Genomic DNA, 3,376 nt, shown 5'->3' on the forward strand with positions numbered 1-3,376 from the left:
CAGATACGGGACGAGGGGATTCAATTCAACAAGAAACGACTCCCACCACCATTCCATTCAAGCAGGCGATTGCGAGCGGGGCGCTCATCGACGTCACGACGACGGCTAAGCAACTCGGCTTTGCTTTTCCCATCACCGTGACAAAACCTCTATGGGAAGTGGGGATTGCACCGAACGATTCGATCGGCAAAGAGGAACAATTTCATCGCTTACGTGATGTCCTTATGGCCTTTCGGCTGCGTTTAGCAAGTCACCCGACAGTGTCTCCGTTGATCGACTTCCCGGCTCTCTTGGCGTTTCCACCGAACGACGTCCCACAGCCAATCCCGCTGTTCGCCTTAATCCAACCGGACGAACAGAACCGGGCCATGGTGACGCTCTTGCTGCCGAACGAGGTGGCAGCAGGCATTATCCCCTTGAATTAGGTCTCGTCGGCAAGACGTGCCCGCACAAACGCTCGCTCACCGGCCTTTCCCTTCACCACACCGTTAAGCTTGGCTTCGAGTAATTGTGCCAGCATCCTCCCAACCTCTGGCCCTGACTCCATGCCAAGCTTCAGCAGATCATTCCCATCCAGTGACGGCTTAATTGTGCTCAACTTCGTGAGATATTCGAGCATGCGCCGTTTCATTCTCGCGGAGGCCGCATTCCGCCCGTGTACCCGTGCAAGACACAACAATAACGCTTCATCGGGTAACCCATTCAGCAGGCGACAGACTTCCGACCGCTTGAGGGATCGCGATCCTGCCAACGATTGAGCCACAATTTCCAGCCTCATACCACCGGAACGGACTTTCCTGGCTTGCTCATTCGATAGCATAAGCCTTGACACCACCGATTCGACAATTTCGGGAGTTGCCTCATAAAGCAGCGCCATCAAATAGGCGACTTGGCGATCGATTGGAACCTGGCGGCACCTTGCCGTCCACCAGGTGATCGCTCCAGAGAGAGCGCGTACCAACCGCCTCGCCGAACGAACATAGCGTAGATCTGGATGTAAGAACCGAAGCAGATTCAACCGGGCTAATGACGAAAGCGCCCGATCGGGATGCGCCTCGTTGGTCAGGAGCAGGATTTCGTTTCGCAGTCGCGGGCCGGAAAGTTGTGCGATTAAGTCGGCTGCGGCGGCTTCTTTCATCAGCCGTGCAGTCTTTAACTCAAGACGGAATCCGAACCTTTCGGCAAACCGTATGGCCCGGAAGACCCGCGTGGGGTCGTCGGCGAAGCTTCGTTCGTGCAAGACGCGAATCGTGCCAGCACCTAGATCACGAAGGCCTCCGTAGTAATCGTGCAACAGCCCGAACTGCGGTACATTCAGCTGGATCGCAAGGGCATTCATCGTAAAGTCACGCCGATAGAGATCCTCTTTCAGCGATGCGGGTCTCACCTCAGGCAAAGCGGCAGGATGTGCATAGGATTCACGGCGCGTGCTCGCAATGTCTAGCTTAAGTCCATTAGGTAACGTCAAACGGGCTGTGGCAAACCGTTCATACAGCGCAATCCCCGCCTTGTATCGATCAGCTACCATGCGCGCAAAGGCAAGGCCATCCCCCTCAACTGTGACATCGAGATCCCAATTCGGACGGTTGAGCAACAGATCGCGCACAACCCCACCCACTAAATACAGCGGAATCCCCCGTTCATCAGCAAGCCGACCAATTTGTTTGAGTAGAGTTAAATGCCTAGAAGGGAGCCTGTTCAGCAAAGGCAGTCCACTTTTTCTCTCCTTCATAGCACACATCCTAAGAAACCTTTGAACGGGCGCGACAGCGATTTAGCCACATGTCAAACTTTTCTCCTTTGATAAATACAGAACAAGGCCTCCATTAATGCCTACCGGACATCTCGAAAGAAAGAGTGTGGGAGAATCGGCAGATGGTATTCAACATGGAGGATAATGGCCAAAACCCGCAGAAAGCTTCGCCAAATTCCTACCTGCACAAACTTACGGGCGTCGGTGACGACGGGAGGCGACAGCAGGAGAGGTCGCGTTACCTTAACCAGCCTTTCACAGAATGCAACATCTTCAAGAATTGCCTGATTGGGAAACCCGCCAAGTTTCTTAAACAGACTCCGGCGAACGAACAGGGCCTGGTCACCATAAATGATCCGGCTCCTCGTGCAACGGAAGTTGTCCAAGAAAGAAATCAGCTTAAGCCGCCAGTCATCACCGGAGAACCGATGGAGGAACCCGCCGGCTTGAACGGTGGCATTCGGCTCCAATTCATTCAACCGTTGAATAGCTCCAACCGGCAAGAGGGTATCAGCATGGAGAAAGAGGAGCCATTCGCCGAATGCAGCTTTCGCTCCGGCGTTCATTTGCGATGCGCGGCCTTTCGTGGCCGCCAGCAAACGGACCGATGAAAACGATCGAGCAACGTCGGTTGTGCGGTCAGTACTCCCGCCGTCGACCACGATGACTTCATACTCCCCGTGCTCCGCGAAGAGAGCGCGAAGCGTGACAGGAAGAGCCTTTTCTTCGTTAAACGCTGGGATGACGACTGAAATCATGCAGGGATAGCCTTCAACCAGTGCGGCAGAAATCTTCGGACATCCTGTGCCCAAGCGGCCGGATCTTCCTCGATCGAGTCAAACAAATCGCTGAGATCTAACACCATACGATCCGTCAGCGCCAGGTATCTTTGCGAGCGACGACCCAACATTTCGGCGTCGGTTCGTCCCTCGGCCATCGCCCGTTCAAGAATTCGGCGACCGAATCCGTGATGTGCCTCTTCTTGAAGCAGGAGTATCCGCCGCAAGCGGCCAAACGGCGCGGCCCGCTTCGCCAAACCCTCTTCGATCCTGGTCAGAATCGCTTCACCCAACCCTTCGAGGATGACTTGCTCGGCCAAGATGGTTTCGAGTAGATCTTGCCGACTCAGCGCATCCTGTAAAATCGTTCGATATTCTTCGAGCGCGGGCAGAAACGGAGCATCACCGAGATGCCTCGGTGCCAGCCATAAAATAGCCCCCTGAAACACATATGCGTGCATCGCCTCTTGTCGTGACTGGCTAAGAAGAAAGCGTTGTGAACCACGGTCTGCCGCCAATGCGGCCTGTGCCCTCGCGCACTCGTTCGCGATGCGCTCCCCCTGTTCGAGGAAGGTAAGTAGTCGTGCGATCGGGACCTTTTCATCGGGACGAACTAGCATCGGAATACTCCCGTGGTGCAATGCCGTTCAAACTCCAGTCGTAGTCGAGAAACTCGACCTCATAAGAAATCGACAGAAGTTCTTGCGCAACCTCAGAATCGGCGACATACCGTCGCACGTATCCAAGCAGCGAACCGGCTTCCGCTTCAAAATCCTTGGCGAACCACTTGAAGATCATTAAAAGCTGCACGTTCTTGTTTTTCCGGTCGAAATGATTGCGAGAG

At 54.5% G+C, this 3,376-nt stretch carries 4 protein-coding genes and 1 pseudogene; 1 reads left to right on the forward strand and 4 read right to left on the reverse strand.

Annotation, left to right across the window (positions count from 1 at the left end; translation table 11 throughout):
* Positions 1-425 (forward strand): DUF6573 family protein (locus ACWVCN_RS12915; RefSeq protein ID WP_455246237.1); only part of this gene is annotated, 425 nt, incomplete at its 5' end.
* On the opposite strand, the gene ACWVCN_RS12920 is transcribed toward ACWVCN_RS12915, so the two are convergent.
* The 4 genes and pseudogenes from ACWVCN_RS12920 to ACWVCN_RS12935 form a co-directional block, all read right to left on the reverse strand.
* Positions 422-1,732 (reverse strand): CCA tRNA nucleotidyltransferase, encoded by a 1,311-nt coding sequence (locus ACWVCN_RS12920; RefSeq protein ID WP_455246238.1) that lies wholly within the window; start codon positions 1,730-1,732, stop codon positions 422-424. The two genes, ACWVCN_RS12915 and ACWVCN_RS12920, sit on opposite strands and share 4 nt — an antisense overlap.
* 101 nt (positions 1,733-1,833) lie before the next feature.
* Positions 1,834-2,511 carry a TIGR04283 family arsenosugar biosynthesis glycosyltransferase gene (locus tag ACWVCN_RS12925; protein WP_455246240.1) on the reverse strand — a complete coding sequence of 226 codons (678 nt, stop codon included), beginning with the start codon at positions 2,509-2,511 and terminating at the stop codon, positions 1,834-1,836.
* On the reverse strand, positions 2,508-3,152 hold the full coding sequence (locus ACWVCN_RS12930) for a hypothetical protein (RefSeq protein ID WP_455246242.1): 645 nt from the start codon (positions 3,150-3,152) through the stop codon (positions 2,508-2,510). The genes ACWVCN_RS12925 and ACWVCN_RS12930 overlap by 4 nt, the downstream gene beginning before the upstream one ends.
* Positions 3,133-3,376 (reverse strand): annotated as a pseudogene (locus ACWVCN_RS12935) (hypothetical protein); the annotation flags it as partial. The gene ACWVCN_RS12930 and the pseudogene ACWVCN_RS12935, both read right to left, overlap by 20 nt.

It is taken from the genome of Petrachloros mirabilis, from assembly GCF_975968855.1.